The organism is Nocardiopsis sp. FR4 (assembly GCF_009830945.1).
Classification (GTDB): Bacteria; Actinomycetota; Actinomycetes; order Streptosporangiales; family Streptosporangiaceae; genus Nocardiopsis.
In genome coordinates this window covers 100,627-118,825 of the sequence record NZ_VWVV01000008.1, presented here as the reverse complement: position 1 = coordinate 118,825, position 18,199 = coordinate 100,627, and the positions used below count along the sequence as shown (strand labels likewise).

Annotated in this window: 11 protein-coding genes and 1 riboswitch; of the genes, 5 read left to right on the top strand and 6 right to left on the bottom strand. The window is 71.8% G+C overall.

Features of this window, described 5'->3' with window-relative positions:
- Positions 1–25: 25 nt before the first annotated feature.
- The 5 genes from FYW95_RS09895 to FYW95_RS09875 form a co-directional block, all read right to left on the bottom strand.
- Positions 26–814 carry an enoyl-CoA hydratase/isomerase family protein gene (locus FYW95_RS09895; protein ID WP_160050280.1) on the bottom strand — a complete coding sequence of 263 codons (789 nt, stop codon included), beginning with the start codon at positions 812–814 and terminating at the stop codon, positions 26–28.
- 55 nt (positions 815–869) lie between these two features.
- Entirely contained in the window at positions 870–1,646 is a 777-nt protein-coding gene (locus tag FYW95_RS09890) for an energy-coupling factor transporter transmembrane component T family protein (RefSeq protein ID WP_159943161.1), read from the bottom strand.
- Positions 1,639–3,174 (bottom strand): ABC transporter ATP-binding protein, encoded by a 1,536-nt coding sequence (locus FYW95_RS09885; RefSeq protein WP_201294792.1) that lies wholly within the window; start codon positions 3,172–3,174, stop codon positions 1,639–1,641. Before FYW95_RS09885 ends, FYW95_RS09890 begins: the two co-directional genes overlap by 8 nt.
- 51 nt (positions 3,175–3,225) lie before the next feature.
- Positions 3,226–3,837: an ECF transporter S component gene (locus FYW95_RS09880; RefSeq protein WP_160050279.1), complete on the bottom strand. Its 612-nt coding sequence runs from the start codon at positions 3,835–3,837 to the stop codon at positions 3,226–3,228.
- A 111-nt stretch (positions 3,838–3,948) separates the two neighbouring features.
- A riboswitch (TPP riboswitch) is annotated at positions 3,949–4,056 on the bottom strand.
- A gap of 105 nt (positions 4,057–4,161) precedes the next feature.
- Entirely contained in the window at positions 4,162–6,768 is a 2,607-nt protein-coding gene (locus tag FYW95_RS09875; RefSeq protein WP_201294791.1) for a transglycosylase domain-containing protein, read from the bottom strand.
- A gap of 740 nt (positions 6,769–7,508) precedes the next feature.
- Between FYW95_RS09875 and FYW95_RS09870 the strand changes: the two genes are divergently transcribed.
- From FYW95_RS09870 to FYW95_RS09850, 5 genes are all read left to right on the top strand, one after another.
- Positions 7,509–9,479 (top strand): alpha-1,4-glucan--maltose-1-phosphate maltosyltransferase, encoded by a 1,971-nt coding sequence (locus FYW95_RS09870; RefSeq protein ID WP_159943164.1) that lies wholly within the window; start codon positions 7,509–7,511, stop codon positions 9,477–9,479.
- Positions 9,480–9,586: 107 nt separating this feature from the next.
- Positions 9,587–11,437: a maltose alpha-D-glucosyltransferase gene (gene treS, locus FYW95_RS09865; protein ID WP_159943165.1), complete on the top strand. Its 1,851-nt coding sequence runs from the start codon at positions 9,587–9,589 to the stop codon at positions 11,435–11,437.
- Between the two features lies 1 nt (position 11,438).
- On the top strand, positions 11,439–12,830 hold the full coding sequence (locus tag FYW95_RS09860; RefSeq protein WP_159943166.1) for a maltokinase N-terminal cap-like domain-containing protein: 1,392 nt from the start codon (positions 11,439–11,441) through the stop codon (positions 12,828–12,830).
- Positions 12,831–13,224: 394 nt separating this feature from the next.
- Entirely contained in the window at positions 13,225–15,369 is a 2,145-nt protein-coding gene (glgB, locus tag FYW95_RS09855; protein ID WP_159943187.1) for a 1,4-alpha-glucan branching protein GlgB, read from the top strand.
- 177 nt (positions 15,370–15,546) lie between these two features.
- Complete coding sequence (locus tag FYW95_RS09850; RefSeq protein ID WP_159943167.1) at positions 15,547–16,959, top strand: APC family permease; 1,413 nt, start codon at positions 15,547–15,549, stop codon at positions 16,957–16,959.
- A 34-nt stretch (positions 16,960–16,993) separates the two neighbouring features.
- Here the strand turns inward: FYW95_RS09850 and FYW95_RS09845 are convergent, their stop codons facing one another.
- Positions 16,994–18,175 (bottom strand): pyridoxal phosphate-dependent aminotransferase, encoded by a 1,182-nt coding sequence (locus tag FYW95_RS09845; protein ID WP_159941933.1) that lies wholly within the window; start codon positions 18,173–18,175, stop codon positions 16,994–16,996.
- Positions 18,176–18,199 lie beyond the last annotated feature (24 nt).

Genomic DNA, 18,199 nt, shown 5'->3' with positions numbered 1-18,199 from the left:
GCGCGCCGCCCCTCCCCCGCCCGGCTCAGCGCCCGCTGAAGCTGGCCTTGCCGGGGCCCTGCTCGACGAAGCTGCGCATCCCGGTCCTCTGGTCCTCGGTGGCGAAGAGCCCGGAGAAGTGCAGCCGCTCGATCTCCAGCCCGGTGTCCAGGTCGGTCTCCAGCCCCCGGTCCACGGCCTCCTTCGCGGCGGCCAGCGCCACCGCCGGACCGTCGGCGTACCGGGCCACCAGCTCCACGGCGGCCGCGTAGACCTCCTCGTCCGGGACCACCCGGTCCACCAGGCCGATCTCCAGGGCCTCCTCCGCCTTCACGTGACGGCCGCTGAAGATCATCTCCTTGGCCCGGGCCGGGCCGACGAGGCGGGGCAGGCGCTGCGTACCGCCCGCGCCGGGGATGACGCCCAGCTGGATCTCGGGCACGCCCAGGCGCGCCCCCGCGCCCGCGACCCGGAAGTCCGCGGCCAGGGCCAGCTCCAGGCCGCCGCCCAGGGCGTACCCGGTGACGGCCGCCACGACCGGTTTGGGGATGCGCGCCACCAGGCTCAGCGCGTTCTGCAGGTCGCGAGCGTACTCACGCATCTGGGCGGCCGTGCGGTCCGCCATCTCCTTGATGTCGGCGCCCGCGACGAACACCCGCTCCCCGCCGTAGACGACCACGGCGCGCACCGCCTCGTCGGCGGACACCCGTCCGGCGGCCTCCGCGATCTCCGCCGTCACCGCCGCGTTGAGCGCGTTGACCTTCGGCCGGTCGAGCCGGAGCACGGCCACCGTCGGGTGGTCCGGGTCGCTCTCCACGCGAACGAACTCGCCCACGATCTCCACCTCTGTTCTCCTCGACGTCACTGTCCGGAACTACCTATCACCCGGTTCAGGAGAAGAGCAGCACCAGGGTGCCGAGCCGGGAGGACAGGGCGTAGGCCGCCACCAGCAGCAGGGCGGCGCCCGCGAGCAGCAGGGTGTCCGCGCCCCGCCAGCGGCTCCGACGGGCCCGCGTGCGCGGACCGGTCCCGAACGCGCGGGCGTCCATCGCCGTGGCCAGCAGGGTTCCGGTCCGGATGGACCGCACCAGCAGGGCGAACAGGCGCCCGGAGAACAGCGTGACCACCCGCGCGGGGTTGCTCCCGGCCTCCAGCCCGCGCGCCCGGCGCGCCAGCGTGATGGTGCGCCACTGGTCGGCGAGCAGCGGGATGAGCCGCAGCGCCGCCAGCACGCCCATGGCGGGCCGCTCGGGTACCCGCAGCCGCTGCACCAGGGCGTCGGACATCTCCGTGGGGTCACTGCTCACGGCGGCGAGCAGGCCGGGCAGGGCGATGGCCAGCAGGCGCACCGCGGCACCCAGGGCCCCCTCCGCGCCGTGCTCGCCGTACAGGTAGTTCACCAGCCCGCTGGACAGTCCCATGAGGAGGAAGGGCCCGCCCAGGACGAACAGGGTCCGCCGGTCGATGCCGCTGAACGGCAGGAGGACCAGGGCCCCCGCCAGCACCACTCCCCCGGTCACCGCGTCCACCGCCGGGACCAGTCCCAGGCCCAGCAGCAGGGCGGCCAGCAGCTTGGCCGCGGGGTTGAGCCCGACGAGCCAGTAGCGTGCCCCGCCCCGCCCGGGCACGTCCAGGGTCAGCGCGTCAGTGGTCCGCCACTCACTCACGGCCCCCTCCTTCCTCCCCGGTGCGGGCGGGCGCCGTCCGCTCCGCGGGCTCGTACACGGCTCGGCCTTCGGCCACGCGGAGCCGCGCGTCCGCCAGGTGGCGCAGCAGCAGGCCGTCGTGGGTGGCCATGACCAGGGCCCGCCCCTCGGCGCGCAGGGCGCCCAGCAGCTCCACCAGCTCGGTCCAGGTGCGGGTGTCCTGGCCGAAGGTCGGCTCGTCCAGGACGAGGACGTCGGGTGCGTGCGCGGGACCGGAACTGAGCGCCGTGGCGACCGAAAGCCGGCGCTTCTCCCCTCCCGAGAGGGTGTAGGGGTGCACGTCGGCGAGCCGGGTCAGGCGCAGCCGTTCCATCAGCTCGTCCACCCAGGCGTCGGCCTCGGCCCGGCCCATCCCAGCGCGCAGCGGCGCGAACCGCAACTCGTCGCGGACGGTGGCGGTGACGAACTGGTCCTCAGCGTGCTGGAACACGGTGCCCACGTGCCCGGCCAGCCGCCGGGCGGGCCATCGCGCCAGCGGCCGCCGGTCGACCCCGGCCAGCGGCCCCCGCGGCAGCACCTGCCCCCGATGGGGCCGGGACAGCCCCGCCAGCAGGGTGAGCAGGGTGGACTTGCCCGCGCCGTTGGGACCGGTCAGGGCGGTCGCGGTCCCGGCGTTCACGGTGGCGTCCACGCCCTCGACCACGACGCGTCGGGGCGCGGAGCGCACTCCCAGCTGGAAGGGCGTGCGGGCGGCCACGCCCTCGGCCTCCAGCAGCGCTCCCCCGCCGGGCGCCGGGGGAAGCTCCGGTTCGGGTTCCCGTCCGGGCACCCACACCCCCTGCTCGGCCAGCGCACGGCCGTACCCGGCGAACACGGTGGCCGGGTCCCCGTCGGCGATCACGCCGCCGCCGGGTTCCACGACCACGACCCGGTCCACCAGGTCGACCACGTCGGCCACGCGGTGCTCGACCAGCACCAGGGTCGCCTCCGTCTCGGCGAGCAGGCGCGCGAGCACGCCGCGCACCAGCTCGGCCCCGGCCGGGTCGAGGTTGGCGGTGGGCTCGTCCAGCAGCAGCAGGCGCGGGCGCATGGCCAGCGCCCCGGCGATCACCAGGCGCTGCTTCTCCCCGCCCGAGAGCGCGCCGGTGGAGTGGCGCGGCCCGTAGGGGAAGCCCACGGCCGCCAGCGCCCCGTGCACCCGCGGCCAGATGAGGTCGGGGTCCACGCCCAGGTTCTCCGGGCCGAAGGCCACGTCGTCGCCCGCGCGCGCCATGACCAGCTGGGTCTCGGGATCCTGGCTGACCAGGCCGACCGCGCCCCGGCCGCGGTCGGCCGGTCGGCCGTCCACGAGAAGGGTGCCCTCCTGGTCGCCGCTGATGGCGGCGTCCTGGCCGGTCAGCCCGGCCAGGGAGTGGAGAAGGGTGGACTTGCCCGCGCCGGAGGCACCGAGCAGGAGCACGCGCTCACCGGGCTCGATGGCCAGGTCCACGCCGCGCAGCGCGTACTCCTCGCGTCCGGAGTGGCGCCAGCCCCAGCCGGAGAGTTCCACGCGGGCTCCGGGGCGGGGGGCCGGTGCGCCCCCCGTGGCGTCGGACACCGCTCAGCCCTTCGCGGACGGGAAGGGGGCCAGCGCGCCGGAGCGGGCCAGGGCGGTGGTGAGCAGCCGGGCGCCCACGCCCGCGATCAGCACGGCACTGAGGATCACGATGACGCCGTAGGTGACCTGGTAGTGCAGCGGCCAGGTCACGTTGTAGGCGATGTTGTCGCGGATGGCGGGGGAGATGCCGGCCACCGCCGCGGCGAGCACGGCGGCGCCCATGCCCCAGCGCCGGTAGCCCAGGGCGAGGAAGACCAGCTCGGGCAGGATGCCCTGGAGGGTGCCGTCGAGGACGACCATGATCCCCCACTGGGTGCCCAGGACCGCCGACACCGAGGCGGCCGCGACCGAGGTGAGCACGGCGGCGCCGGGCTTGCGGATGACCAGGCCGCCGAGGACACCGGAGATCAGCCACATGCCGTAGATCACGGCCTGCGCGGGCGGGAACCCCACGAACAGCGGGGTCGTGGCCGTCCACACGATGTTCCACAGCCAGAAGACGACGCCGATCGCGACGCCGATGACGGCGGCGACGACGATGTCGACGGTGCGCCAGCTCCGCAGCTGGTTGAGGACGTCCCGCCAGAAGCCGGTCCGGTCGGTACTGCTGTCCATGTCTGCTGTCCCTTCGTCGGGGGGCGACGAGGGGCCATGCGGCCAAGAGCGACACGGTGGGGTGCGCCGAGCGCGGCCGGAATGTGCCGGGCGCGCGGGAGCACGCCACGGTGGCGGGTTCCTACGACTTCCTTCGCTGGCATGACCCAGATCAGGTGTGTAAGGGTCTGCGGCTCGGTGCCGCACTCTCAGCGCTCACGCGCTCCCCTGTCGGTTTCCTTCCATTATGGGGCACGAGGGAGTGCCGTGGTGTGTTCGCCCCCACGACATTCCCCCGAGTCCCCGGTTCCGCGGCCTTCCCGGACCGCTCGGCCCCGTCAGGCCTCAGGTCGCTCCGTCACTCGGCGGGGTGCGCCTCGGGGGGCTTTCGCCGGCACCACCGTTGCCGCCGGTACCGCCGCCGGTACCACCGCCTCCACCGGTATCTCCGCCTCCGCCGTCGGTGCCTCCGCCACCGCCACCGGTATCTCCGCCTCCGCCGCCGGTACCACCGCCACCGCCACCGGTATCTCCGCCTCCGCCGCCGGTACCACCGCCACCGCCACCGGTATCTCCGCCTCCGCCGCCGGTACCACCGCCTCCACCGGTTCCTCCGGTACCGCCACCGCCTCCGCCGGTACCGCCGGCGGCATCCCCCGCATCGCCTCCGGTACCGCCACCGCCTCCGCCGGTACCGCCGCCACCGCCACCGGTGCCTCCGCCGGTACCACCGCCGCCGGACGGCTTGGGCGAGGTGCCGCCGAAGGCCTTGGGCGAGGGCGCGAACTTCTCCGCCGGGAGTTCCGCGGTGGCCTCGGCCATGGTGTCCTTCCAGATCGGGCCGGGCAGGGTGCCCCCGTAGACGATGCCGTAGTAGCGGCCCCCGATGGTCACGCCCTGCAGCGGGTTCTGCTCCCCGCCGCGGATGTCGCCGACCACCACGGTCGAGACGAGGTTCGGGGTGTACCCGGCGAACCAGGCGTAGGCCGCGCTGTCGGTGGTGCCGGTCTTGCCCGCCGCCGGGCGCCCGATGTCCAGTCCGTTGGCGGTACCGCCCTTGAAGGTCTGCTGGAGCAGGTGGTTGACGCCGTCGGCGACCTCCTCCTCGATCACGCCCTCCTCGCAGTCGGTGCCGACCTCGACCTCCTCGGCGGTCTCGTCGTCCGCGTCGCCGAATCGGATGGAAGTCACCGGAACCGGCTCGCACAGGGTGCCTCGGGAGGCGAAGACGGCGTAGGCACTGGCCAGGGTCAGCGGGGAGACCTCCTGGTCACCCAGGGTGAAGGAGCTCCACACCCCCAGCTCCCCGCCGTCGGCGCGGTGGATACCGAGCTTCTCGGCCATCTCCGCGGTCTCGCACAGGCCGACGCGCTTCTGGAGCTGGGCGAAGTAGGTGTTCACCGACCCCTTGGTCGCGCTGACCATGTCGTGCCTGCCGCCTCCGCTCTCCCCGGCGTTGCGCACGTCCCACGGGGACATCTTGCCGCCCTCGCAGTTCTTCAGCCCGCTCACCGTGGTCGTCTTGGGCGAGGGGAAGCTAGTGCTGTACTTGAGCCCCTGGTCGAGGGCGGCGGCCAGTGTGAACGGCTTGAAGGTGGACCCCGCCTGGTATCCGGAGCCGCCGCCGTCGGCGCTGTCCACGGCCAGGTTGATCGAGGTGGTGCCCGTCTTCTCCTCGTCGAAGCCGTAGGGCGTGTTCTGGGCCATCGCCCGCACCCGTCCCGTGCCCGGCTCCACGAGCACCTGGGCGGCGAACTTGGTGGACTCCTCCGCGGGGACGTACCGGCCGATCGCCTCCTCGGCGGCGGCCTGCATGTCGCCGTCGAGCGTGGTGCGCACGGTGATCCCGCCCTGTTCGAGGATCCGGTCCCGCTCGGCCTGGGTGTCGGCCAGGGCGTCGGAGCCGCGCAGCCAGCGCATGACGTAGTCGCAGAAGAACGGCTGGTCGCCGTGGTAGCAGCTGCCCCCGCGCGGGGACGGGTCCACGTCCAGGTCCCGGGCCTTGTACTCCTCGGCCTCGGCCTCCGACAGGTGCCCGGTGGCGGCCATCCGGTCCAGCACCAGGTCGCGCCGCTCCCGGGCGTTCTCGGGGTTGGTGAGCGGGTCGTAGTGGGAGGGTGCCCGCACCAGGCCCACGATCATGGCCGCCTGCGCCGGGTCCAGCTCGGCGGCCGGGATGGAGTAGTAGCGCCGCGCCGCGATCTCGACGCCGTACGCGCCCGACCCGAAGTAGGCGAGGTTGAGGTAGCCCTCCATGATCTCGTCCTTGGTGAGCCGGTCCTCGACCTCGATGGCGTAGCGCAGCTCCTGGACCTTGCGCATGAGGGTCTGCGCGCTCGCCTCCTCGACGTCCTCCTCGTCCTCGGCCTGTTCGATGAGCATGTTCTTCACGTACTGCTGGGTGATGGTGGAGCCGCCCTGGGTGTCACCGAGGGCGGTGCGGATCGCGGCGCGCGTCAGGCCGCGCAGGTCCAGTCCGGCGTGCTCGTAGAAGCGGTCGTCCTCGATCGCCATGAGCGCGGCCGTGACCCAGGGGCTGATCTCGTCCAGGGAGACCACCTCGCGTTCGCGCTCGGCCACCTCGGCGATCGGATCGCCGTCCGCGTCGGTGAGCAGGACCCTCTCCGACAGCGGCCGGATCTCCAGGTCGCTGGGCAGGGCCATGAAGGCCGCCGCCGAGTCCCGGGCCACCAGCCCGGCGGCCCCCGCCCACGGCAGCACCAGCGCCGCCACCAGCAGCCCCGCGACCGCGCTCGTACCGGCCAGCCGCCGGACCTTGTCCCGCTGGGTGCCGTCGGGCACCGGTCGGGAGATCCGCTCCCTCAGGGTCGCGGGCCACCCGCCCGGGACCGTGTTCCACAGTCGCCCACGCCAGGAGGCGGTGTGCCGCCCTTCCCGGCGCGGGGCCTCGTGCCGCCGCCCGCGCGGCGGACGCTGGTTCGGCTCCGTCACGTCGCCCCCCTACGGCCGTTGCCCGGCCCGGCCCGCGGGTCGCGCGGGCAGGACTGTCCACGGACCACGCTCGCAGGCCGCTCGCAAAGAGCGGACCGACAAACCGGGCGTGTCATCGAAAAGCTTCCCCAACCATGAGCAAAGCACCACAGACTGAACATATTTCTTCAATCACCACGAAACAGGCACGATACAAGCTTGACATCGAGAGATTCGGGGGGATCTGGACGCCCTCGCCGTGACCCAGCGTCCGAATCCGGGACAAAGGCTTCTTCAGAGAAGATTCGGCCACACAGGGAGGTCCGGAATACGGTCATGCAGTCCACGGGTTCATTCGGTCATCCCTACCCACCGTGCCGCACGGCTCAACATGACGGAGCAGTTTTTCGACATTTGATCAGAATCCACCGTAAAACAACCACAGAGACACCTGGATCTACCGTGGCCTTATGCCCGCTTTGAGACGGTTCGCCCGGGTGAAACCCCGCAAATACCAGGCACAACACCCAACAGCTAGTGTGATGAGGATCACATTAATTATTCGGCCCGGCCACTCCGCCAAACCCCGCAAGAGGGCAGACGATAGACAGCGGAGTGCACCGAAGCCGCAATCCGGACAGTTTCTGTTCCGGACACTTCGTTAACTCCGTCTTGCCTTCGATTAACTTCCGGTTATTTCCGCCTGCCGAAAACTCGAACGCTTCCACAACGCCCGAACCACGACAATTACGGTGTAGCCAGTGATCGGACGCCTTCCCATCCTCGACATCTCTCCCGACAACGACCTCGGTCCGGTGAAAGCCGTTCCCGGAGAACGCTTCACCGTGGGCGCGACGGTGATCCGCGAGGGCCACGACTCGCTCGCCGCCGGCGTCGTGGTCTACTCGCCCCGGGGCCGCCGCGAGCGCCTCGTACCCATGCGCGAGCACGCACCCGGAACCGACCGCTACGAGGCGGAGATCAGCCTTCCCGCCGAGGGAAAGTGGTCGTTCGCGATCGAGTCGTGGACCGATCCCTTCGCCACCTGGCGGCACACCGCCCGGATCAAGGTCCCCCTGGGCCAGGACACCGGCCTCGTCCTGGAGGAGGGGGCCCGGCTGCTCGCCCGCGCCGGGCGCCGCGTGCCCCGCAGGCCCGTGCTGGCCCGGGCCGCCGCGACCTTGCGCGACGGCTCCCTGAGCCCCGACGAGCGCCTGGCCGCCGCGCTCACCCCCGAGGTCCTGGCCGAGATGGAGCGCTCCCCCATCCGCGAGCTGGTCACCAGGTCCCGGCGCACCAGCGTGGTCGTGCACCGCGAGCGGGCCCTGTTCGGCTCCTGGTACGAGTTCTTTCCGCGTTCGGAGGGCGCCCAGGTCGACACCGTTCCCGGCCAGGAGCGCTCGGGCACCTTCGCCACCGCGGCCAAGCGCCTGCCCGCCATCGCCGACATGGGCTTCGACGTGGTCTACCTGCCGCCCGTCCACCCGGTCGGCACTACCCACCGCAAGGGCGCCAACAACGCCCTGACCGTCGGCCCCGGCGAACCCGGATCGGTGTGGGCGATCGGCTCGGCCGACGGCGGACACGACGCCGTCCACCCCGATCTGGGCACCCTCGCCGACTTCGACGCCTTCGTGGCCGAGGCGCACGAGCACGGCCTGGAGATCGCCCTGGACCTGGCCCTGCAGTGCTCACCCGACCACCCCTGGGTCACCGAGCACCCCGAGTGGTTCACCACCCGGGCCGACGGCTCCATCGCCTACGCCGAGAACCCGCCCAAGAAGTACCAGGACATCTACCCGCTCAACTTCGACCGCGACTTCACGGGCCTGTACGCGGAGATCCTGCGCGTGGTCGAGCACTGGATCGGCCACGGCGTGCGGATCTTCCGCGTCGACAACCCGCACACCAAGCCGGTCGCGTTCTGGGAGAAGCTGCTCGCCGACGTGGCGCGCAGGCACCCGGACGTGCTGTTCCTGGCCGAGGCCTTCACCCGACCCGCCATGATGCGCACCCTGGCCAAGGTCGGCTTCCACCAGTCCTACACCTACTTCACCTGGCGCAACGGCAAGGACGAACTGACCGACTACCTCACCGAGCTGAGCCGGGAGACCGCCCACTACCTGCGCCCCAACCTCTTCGCCAACACCCCGGACATCCTGCACGCCTACCTCCAACACGGCGGGCGCCCCGCCTTCGAGGCGCGCGCGGTGCTGGCGGCGCTGCTGTCGCCGACCTGGGGCATCTACTCCGGTTTCGAGTTGTGCGAGAACACCCCGGCCGCGCCGGGCAGCGAGGAGTACCTGAACTCGGAGAAGTACCAGTACCGGCCGCGCGACTGGGCCGCGGCCGAGTCCTCCGGACAGACCATCACCGGCCTGATCACGCTGCTCAACCGGCTGCGCCGCGAGCACCCCGCCCTGCGGGAGCTGCGCAACCTGCGCTTCCACCACGTGGACCGGCCCGAACTCGTCTGCTTCTCCAAGCACCGGCCCGGCGCCGGGCCGAACGACCCCGACGACGCCGTGATCGCCGTCGTCAACCTCGACCCGCACCACGCCCGCGAGGCGACGGTGCACCTGGATCTGCCGTCCCTCGGCCGCACACGGGAGGAGGAACTCAGGGTGACCGACGAGCTGACCGGCCGTTCCTACACCTGGGGCGCGGACAACTACGTCCGGCTCGACCCCGCGACCGGTCCCGCGCACGTGTTCACCGTCAGCGGCAGATAGCGGCCCCGGACCAGGGAGCGGGGCCCGGCGGAACACCCCGCCGGGGCCCCACCCGTGTCCGGAACGCCCGTTGATCCGACGTCGAACATTTTGGTGGGGAGCAGTAGATGAGCAATGACGAGCCCGGCCCCGGCGGACGCGGTCACGCCGAACACGGTCCGCTCGCCCCAGCCACCGGGGCCGCCACCGGCCCGCTCATGTCCTCCGGTGGTACCAGTGATCCCCACTGGTACAAGCACGCCGTCTTCTACGAGGTACTCGCCCGGGGTTTCTACGACTCCAACGGCGACGGCACCGGCGACCTCGCGGGCCTGGTGCAGAAACTGGACTACCTCCAGTGGCTCGGGATCGACTGCATCTGGCTGCTGCCGATGTACGAGTCCCCCCTCCGCGACGGCGGATACGACATCTCGGACTACTTCAAGATCCTCCCCGAGTTCGGCTGTACCGCCGACTTCGTGGAGCTCCTGGACGAGGCCCACCGGCGCGGCATCCGCGTCATCACCGACCTGGTCATGAACCACACCAGCGACCAGCACCCGTGGTTCAAGGCCTCGCGGGAGGACCCGGACGGGCCCTACGGCGACTTCTACGTGTGGTCGGACACCGACGAGCTCTACGACGAGGCGCGCATCATCTTCGTCGACACCGAGACGTCGAACTGGACCTACGACGAGGTGCGCGGCCAGTACTACTGGCACCGGTTCTTCTCCCACCAGCCCGACCTCAACTTCGAGAACCCCGCGGTCCAGGAGGCGATCCTGGAGGTCCTGCGCTACTGGCTGGACCTGGGCATCGACGGTTTCCGCCTGGACGCGGTGCCCTACCTGTACGAGCGCGAGGGCACCAACTGCGAGAACCTCAAGGAGACGCACGAGTTCCTCAAGCGCGTGCGCGCCGAGGTGGACCGGCTCTACCCCGACCGCGTGCTGCTGAGCGAGGCCAACCAGTGGCCGTCCGACGTCGTCGACTACTTCGGCGACTTCGAGTCCGGCGGCGACGAGTGCCACATGAACTTCCACTTCCCGCTGATGCCGCGCATGTTCATGGCGGTCCGGCAGGAGCAGCGCTTCCCGATCTCGGAGATCCTCGCCCAGACACCGCCGATCCCGCGCAACTGCCAGTGGGCCATCTTCCTGCGCAACCACGACGAGCTGACCCTGGAAATGGTCACCGACGAGGAACGCGACTACATGTACGCCGAGTACGCCAAGGAACCCCGCATGCGCGCCAACGTGGGGATCCGGCGAAGGCTCGCACCCCTGCTGGACAACGACCGCAACCAGATCGAACTGTTCACCGCCCTGCTGCTCTCCCTGCCCGGCTCTCCCGTCCTGTACTACGGCGACGAGATCGGCATGGGCGACAACATCTGGCTGGGCGACCGCGACGCCGTGCGCACGCCCATGCAGTGGAGCTCAGACCGCAACGCCGGGTTCTCCAAGGGCGACCCCGCCCGCCTGTACCTACCGCTCATCATGGACCCGGTCTACGGCTACCAGGCGCTCAACGTCGAGTCCCAGCGCGACAACCCCGGCTCCCTGCTCCACTGGACGCGCCGCATGATCCAGATCCGCAAACGCCACCCGGTGTTCGGCACCGGGGCGTTCACCGAACTCAACGCCTCCAACCCGAGCGTGCTCGCCTTCATCCGCGAACACGGCGACGACCGCATGCTGTGCGTCAACAACCTGTCGCGCTACCCGCAGCCCGTGGAGCTGGACCTGTCCCGGTACTCCGGGGTCAGCCCGGTCGAGTGCGTGGGGGGTGTGCGCTTCCCCGAGATCGGTGAGCTGCCCTACCTGCTCACCCTGCCCGGGCACGGCTTCTACTGGTTCCAGCTGCCCGCGGCGCCCGAGACGGGCCGTGAGCGGACCAGCCGCGAGGCCACCCCGTCCTACGGGCTGCCCGCGGCCGGGTTCCGTGTCCACGCCGCGAAGGGGAACGGGGCGCTCTGACATGTCCCAACTCGAGGAACTCCTCGCCGTCTGGCTCCCGAGGCAGCGCTGGTTCTCCGGCAAGGGCATCCCCATCCGGCAGATCCGGGTCGAGAGCAGGTACACGCTCGTCTCGGCCGGTCCGGAGGGACCGGACCTGAACGTCCTCGTCGTGCAGGCCGGGCAGCGGGGCCGCAGCTCCCGTTACCAGGTGCTGCTGGGCTCGCGTCCGCCGCGGTCGCTGCCGCCCGACCTGGCCCGCGTGGCCATCGGCGTGTGCCAGGTCTCGGGCGGCAGACCCAGAGTGGTCTACGACGCGGCCCACGACGCCGAGCTGACCGGGCTGCTCCTGGAGAGGTTCGCCGCCCCCACCGGGGCCGAACCCTCCGGACGGGTGCGCTTCCGGACCCTGCCCGGCGGGCGGGTCCGCACCGGCACCACCGGGAGGATGCTCACCGGTGAGCAGTCCAACACCTCGCTCGTCTTCGGCGAGGACTACGTACTCAAGACCTTCCGCAGGCTCTGGCCCGGCACCAATCCGGACCTGGAGCTGAACATGGCGCTGTCCGGGTCGCCGTACGTGGCCCGGCCCTGCGGGTGGATCGAGGCCGACCTGGCCGGGCACTCCACCCCGACCACCCTGGCCATGCTCCAGACCTACATCCCGCAGGCCACGGACGGGTGGGTGCTGGCCACCGCCAACGTGCGCGCCCTGCTGGAGGGAAGGGGCGGCGAGCAGGAGTCGGCGTTCACCGGGGAGGCCGAACGGCTCGGCCGCACCACGGCCGAGGTGCATCGGACCCTGGCGCGGACGCTGCCCACGGACGTGCTCACGCCCGCCGGGGCGGCCGAGATGGCCGACGCCATGGTCGAACGCCTGGCGATGGCCAGCGCCGAGGTTCCCGAACTCGCCGAGCAGGCGCCCCGGGTGATGGAGGCCTACGCCGACTTCTCCGAGGTGGACGAACCGCTGCCGATCCAGCGCATCCACGGCGACTACCACCTGGGCCAGGTGATCCGCACCGGGCCCGGGTGGGTGGTGCTGGACTTCGAGGGCGAGCCCACCGTTCCGGTCCGGGACCGCCAGCGCCTGTCCAGCCCGCTGCGGGACGTGGCCGGAATGCTGCGCTCCTTCGACTACGCGGCCGGGTACCTGCTGGTCGGGCACCCGGGAGACACCGGTCTGGAGTGGTCGGCACGGGCCTGGGCCCGACACAACCGGGAGGCCTTCTGCCGGGGCTACGCCGACGGGGGCGGGGCCGACCCGGAGAAGCACCTGGTGGTGCTGCGCGCCTTCGAGTTCGACAAGGCCGTCTACGAGGTGCTGTACGAGGCCAGGAACCGGCCCAACTGGCTGCGCGTCCCGCTGGAGTCCATCGCCACCGCGGCCGCCGCGCCGCCCGTCCCCGGATGACCCACCGGCGGCCGCCTCCCCGGGGGCGGCGGCCGCCCCACCATGCACCCCCCGGTCCGACCGCACGACTACCACGGAGTCCGTATTGACCTCGCCGCGCAGCGAAGAGCGTCCGCGTGCCAGTGCCGCCAAGGCCGCGAAGACCACGAAGAAAACGACCGGTGCCAAGACCGATCCCGAGACGGACGGCGGTGTGCCCGTCCTGGAGGAGTTCCCGGTGGCGGAGGCGGGTGGGGCCGCCGCGGCCGCACGGACCGCCTCCGGGGGGAAGGCGAAGGCCTCCAAGGGGAAGTCCTCCAAGGGGAAGGCGTCGGGCGGCGGGGCCGCCGCCAGGACGGCCACCCGGGCCAAGGCCGGTCCCGACCCCGCCCTGCTCTCCGAACTGGACCGCCTGGTGGACGGCCACCACCATGACCCCCACTCCCTGCTGGGCGTGCACACCCAGGGCCGGGGGACCGTGCTGCGGACCCTGCGGCCGGGCGCCCTGGAGGTGGACGCGGTCCTGGCCGACGGGTCCCGTCTGCGCCTGGAGCACCTGCACCGGGGGGTCTTCGCCGCCAAGGTGGCCAAGAGCAGGCTGGGATCCGCGCCCGACTACCGGATCGCGTCGCGCTACGAGGCCGACGGGCCCGAGCACGTGACCGCCGACCCCTACCGCTTCGCGCCCACCCTGGGCGACCTGGACCTGCACCTGATCGGTGAGGGCCGCCACGAGGAGTTGTGGAACGCCCTCGGCGCGCACGTGCGGGTCGAGGACACCCCGATGGGCGAGGTGACCGGAACCGGGTTCTCCGTGTGGGCCCCGGACGCGCGCGGGGTCCGGCTGATCGGCGACTTCAACTACTGGAACGGCGTCGGGCACCCGATGCGCAGCCTCGGCGCCACGGGCGTGTGGGAGCTGTTCCTGCCCGGCGTGGGCGAGGGCGACCTGTACAAGTTCCAGGTCCTGGGCGCCGACGGGCACTGGCGGGACAAGGCCGACCCGATGGCGCGGCGCACGCAGATGCCGCCCGAGACCGCCTCGGTGGTCACCGTCTCCACGCACACCTGGGGCGACCAGGAGTGGATGGCCGAGCGCAAGGGCGTGGAGCAGCACAAGGCGCCGATGAGCGTGTACGAGGTGCACCTGGGCTCCTGGCGGCCCGGGCTGGGCTACGCCGAGCTGGCCGACCAGCTGGTCGCGTACGTGACCGACATGGGGTTCACGCACGTGGAGTTCCTGCCCGTGGCGGGGCACCCCTACGACGGTTCCTGGGGCTACCAGGTGACGTCGTACTACGCTCCCACGCCCCGGTTCGGCTCGCCGGACGAGTTCCGCCACCTGGTGGACTCCCTGCACCAGGCCGGGATCGGCGTGTTCCTGGACTGGGTGCCCGCGCACTTCCCCCGGGACGACTGGGCGCTGGCCCGCTTCGACGGCACCGCGCTGTACGAGCACCCCGACCCGCGCCGGGGCGAGCACCCGGACTGGGGGACGCTCATCTTCAACTACGGGCGGACCGAGGTGCGCAACTTCCTCATCGCCAACGCGCTGTACTGGCTGGAGGAGTTCCACATCGACGGCCTGCGGGTGGACGCGGTGGCCTCGATGATCTACCTCGACTACTCGCGCGACTCCGGGGGCTGGGAACCCAACGCCTTCGGCGGCCGGGAGAACCTGGAGGCGATCGACTTCCTCAAGGAACTCAACACCACCGTCTACCGGCGCAACCCGCACGTGGCGATGATCGCCGAGGAGTCCACGGCGTACACGGGGGTGACCACCCCGGTCGACCACGGCGGGCTCGGCTTCGGCTTCAAGTGGAACATGGGGTGGATGCACGACACCCTGGAGTACGTCAAGAAGGAGCCGATCCACCGGCAGTACCACCACAACGACGTCACCTTCTCCATGGTGTACGCCTACAGCGAGAACTACGTGCTGCCGCTGTCGCACGACGAGGTGGTGCACGGCAAGCAGTCGCTGTTCAACAAGCCCCCGGGCGACGAGTGGCAGCGCTCGGCCACCCTGCGCGCGCTGCTGGCCTTCATGTGGTCGCACCCGGGCAAGCAGCTGCTGTTCATGGGCGGGGAGATCGCCCAGGGGGACGAGTGGTCGCACCGCGAGGGCGTGCCGTGGTGGCTGCTGCAGTTCGACCACCACGCGGGCGTGCAGCGCCTGGTGCGCGAACTCAACGAGGCCTACCGGCCGCGGCCCGCCCTGTGGTCTCTGGACACCGACCCCGCGGGATTCCGCTGGCTGGACGGTAACGACCACCAGGGCAACACGCTGTCCTACCTGCGCCACGGCGACGACGGCTCGGTGCTGGCCTGCGCGGTGAACTTCTCTCCGGTGCCGCGCACGGAGTGGCGGATGGGCCTGCCGGGGAAGGGCCGCTGGAAGGCGCTGCTCAACACCGACGAGGAGCGCTTCGGCGGCTCGGGCCACCCGGCTCCCGCGTACGTGGACGCCGAGGAGGTCCCGTGGCACGGCCAGCCCCTCTCGGCCGAGGTGACCCTGCCGCCGCTGGGCGCGGTCTGGTTCGAGCCCGAACGCTAGGGTGACCGGCGCCGGAGGACCCCGCGCCCTCCGGCGCCCCGCCGAACACCGGACCTCCCACCACCGGCCTCGTCCCGCGGTGGCGTGGAAACCGCCGGAACATCACCGCGACGCCCCCCTTCCCCGACCCGACGTGCGCGTGCTTGTGTGTGGCCAGCCGAGAACGTTGGGGGCCCCATGACCGATGACAGGCAGAGTCTCGTCCGGGTGCTGGGGCGGGGGGACGTCCTCGCCCTCGGCTTCGGCGCGATGATCGGCTTCGGCTGGATCGTCCTGACCGGCGACTTCGTCGACGCGGCGGGCAGCGGCGGCGCCGCCCTGGCCTTCGTCGTCGGCGGTGTGGTCATGGCCTTCGTCGGCTTGGCCTACGCCGAACTCGTCGCCGCGATGCCGCACGCGGGCGGCGAGCACCACTACGCCATGCGCGCCATCGGGCCCAAGGGGGCCCTCGTCGCCTCCTGGGCGATGGTGCTCGGGTACGTGTCCGTCGTCGCCTTCGAGGCGGTGGCCGTTCCCCAAACCCTCGTCTACCTGCTCCCCGGCATGGAGGCCGGTCGCCTGTGGACGGTCGCCGGGGCCGAGGTGCACGCCAGCCTCGCCGCGGTCGGCGTGGCCACCGCGATCCTGATGACGGCCGTCAACTACGTCGGTATCCGGCCCGCCAGCGTCCTGCAGACCGTGGCGGTGCTGTTCCTGCTGGCCGCAGGGGCGGTCATGGTCACCGGGGCGTTCGTCGGCGGCTCCGCCGCGAACATGGAGCCCCTGTTCACCGGGGGCGTCCCGGGCATGGCCGTGGTGCTGGTCGCGGTCCCCTTCCTCTTCGTCGGCTTCGACGTCATCCCGCAGTCAGCCTCCGAGATCCGGCTCCCCCACCGCATGATCGGCGCCCTGCTGGTGCTCTCGGTGTTCTGCGCGACCGCCTGGTACGTGATGGTGGTGCTCACCGCGGGCTCGGGGCTGTCGGCAGCCGAACTCCTGGACTCCGAGCTGGCCTCCGCCGACGCCGTCTCCGCCATGTGGAACAGCCCCCTCATGGGCAACCTGCTCGTGCTGGGCGGTGTCGCGGGCCTGCTCACCAGCTGGAACGCCTTCCTCATCGGCGGCAGCCGCCTGGTCTACGCCATGGCCCGCTCCCGGATGCTCCCCGACTGGCTGGGCCGCCTGCACCCGCGCTTCCACACCCCGTCCAACGCCCTGCTGTGCATCGGCGCCCTCTCGCTCGCCGCGCCCTTCTTCGGCCGCCCGATGCTCGTGTGGCTGGTCGACGCGGGCGGCCTCAACATCGTGGTCGCCTTCGTCACGGTGGTGGTCAGCTTCCTGGTGCTGCGCCGCCGCGAACCCGGTATGGAACGCCCCTTCACCGTCCCGGCGGGCGTTCCCGTCGGGGTGGTGGCCCTCGTGCTGTCCCTGGGGCTGCTCCTGCTGTACCTGCCGGGGATGCCCGCGGCCCTGGGGTGGCACGAGTGGACCATGGTGGGCGTGTGGTGGGCGGTCGGCGCCGTCCTCCTCTGGCGCCTGCCCCGGGTCCCCGCGGGTCCCGACGCCGAGCGGCGCCTGGTCGGGCTCATGGACGGCGGGGCCCGGGGCTGAGCCCGCGGCCGCCGGAAGCGGGGCGCGACCGGCCCTACGCCTTGCGCCCGTGCCACCGGACGAGGCGGGAGACGGCCTCGTCCAGCACCTCGTCCCGCTTGCAGAAGGCGAACCTGAGCAGGTGCGCCCCCTCCCGCTGGTGGTCGTAGAACACCTGGGCGGGCACCGCGGCCACCCCCGCCTCCCAGGGCAGGGCCCGGGCCACCTCCACCCCGTCCGCGTAGCCGAGCGACCGGATGTCGGCCATGAGGAAGTAGGTCCCCTCGCACACGTTCACGTCGAACCCGGCACCGGTCAGTCCCTCCGCCAGGCGGTCGCGCTTGTCCTGGAGCGCGGCGCGCTGGGCGGCCACCCAGTCCTCCTGGTGGTCGATCGCCTCGGCCGTGGCCAGCTGCAGCGCGCCGTTGGCGGAGAAGGTCAGGAACTGGTTCACCGTGCGCACCGCGCCGACCAGGGGCGCGGGGCCCATCACCCAGCCGGTCTTCCAGCCGGTCACGGCGAACATCTTGCCCACCGAGGAGACCGACAGCGTGCGCTCGCGCATACCGGGCAGGGTGGCCAGGGGGACGTGCGGCCTGCCGTCGAAGGCGAGGAACTCGTAGACCTCGTCGGTGAACGCGATGAGGTCGTGCTCGCGGCAGACCGAGGCGATCTCCTCCAGCTCCCCGGCGGTGAACACCGTGCCCGTGGGGTTGTGCGGGCTGTTCACCAGGATCATCCGGGTACGCGGCCCCACGGCCGCGCGCAGCTCCCCGGAGTCGAAGGAGAAGCGTCCGGTGGCGGGGTCGGGGCGCAGCGTCACGGACCTGCGCACCCCGCCCGCCAGGGTGATCATCGCGGCGTAGGAGTCGTACATCGGCTCGAAGACGATGACCTCGTCCCCGCGCTCGACCAGGGCCAGCAGGGAGGCCGCGATCCCGGCGGTGGCGCCGACGGTGACGTAGACCTCGGTCTCCGGGTCCAGTTCGATGCCGTAGTGGCGGGCCCGGTACCGGCTCACCGCCTCGCGCAGCTCCGCCCTTCCGGGCCCCGGCGGGTACTGGTTCACCCCCGCCAGGATGTGCCCGGAGGCCGCCTCCAGCAGGGAGCGGGGACCGTCGGTGTCGGGGAAGCCCTGCCCCAGGTTGACCGACCCGGTCTCCACGGCCAGCCGCGTCATCTCGGCGAAGACCGTCTCGCCGTACACGCGCATTCGTTCGATCAGCGGTTCTTCCACCCGACGAGCGTATCCACCCGCCCA

Coding starts and splice junctions, on each gene's coding strand:
- FYW95_RS09860 (WP_159943166.1), top strand. CDS start 11,439: ATGTCCCAACTCGAGGAACTCCTCGCCGTCTGGCTCCCGAGGCAGCGC.
- FYW95_RS09880 (WP_160050279.1), bottom strand. CDS start 3,837: ATGGACAGCAGTACCGACCGGACCGGCTTCTGGCGGGACGTCCTCAAC.
- FYW95_RS09850 (WP_159943167.1), top strand. CDS start 15,547: ATGACCGATGACAGGCAGAGTCTCGTCCGGGTGCTGGGGCGGGGGGAC.
- treS (WP_159943165.1), top strand. CDS start 9,587: ATGAGCAATGACGAGCCCGGCCCCGGCGGACGCGGTCACGCCGAACAC.